This window comes from Paraburkholderia sp. SIMBA_030 (assembly GCF_046535245.1).
Taxonomy (GTDB): domain Bacteria; phylum Pseudomonadota; class Gammaproteobacteria; order Burkholderiales; family Burkholderiaceae; genus Paraburkholderia.
In genome coordinates this window covers 1-276 of record NZ_JAWRXB010000411.1, presented here as the reverse complement: position 1 = coordinate 276, position 276 = coordinate 1, and the positions used below count along the sequence as shown (strand labels likewise).

Below are 276 nucleotides of genomic sequence, written 5' to 3'. Positions count from 1 at the left end.
ATCGCCAGGCCATCGAGCTCCGGCAGCATGCGGTCGAGGGTGATCAGGTCATAGTCACCACTGACCGCACGCTCGAGGCCTTCGCGGCCATTGTCGACCCAGTCGACATCGAGGCCGTGGCTGCTCAGTTCGGTGACGTCGGCCCAACGCGCCAAATACTTTGCGTTGCTGTCGGGCAGCATGATGACCGGGATTGGCAGCGGCCCGTTGCTGGGCCGTGCCGCCAGCGCCCTCGGTTATCCGGTGACCGCCGCGTTTTACCTCGCCGCACTGGCC

1 pseudogene is annotated in these 276 nt (G+C 65.9%); it reads right to left on the bottom strand.

The annotated features are described in order from the left end of the window. Positions 1–182 (bottom strand): annotated as a pseudogene (locus tag SB772_RS40565) (hypothetical protein); the annotation flags it as partial. Positions 183–276 lie beyond the last annotated feature (94 nt).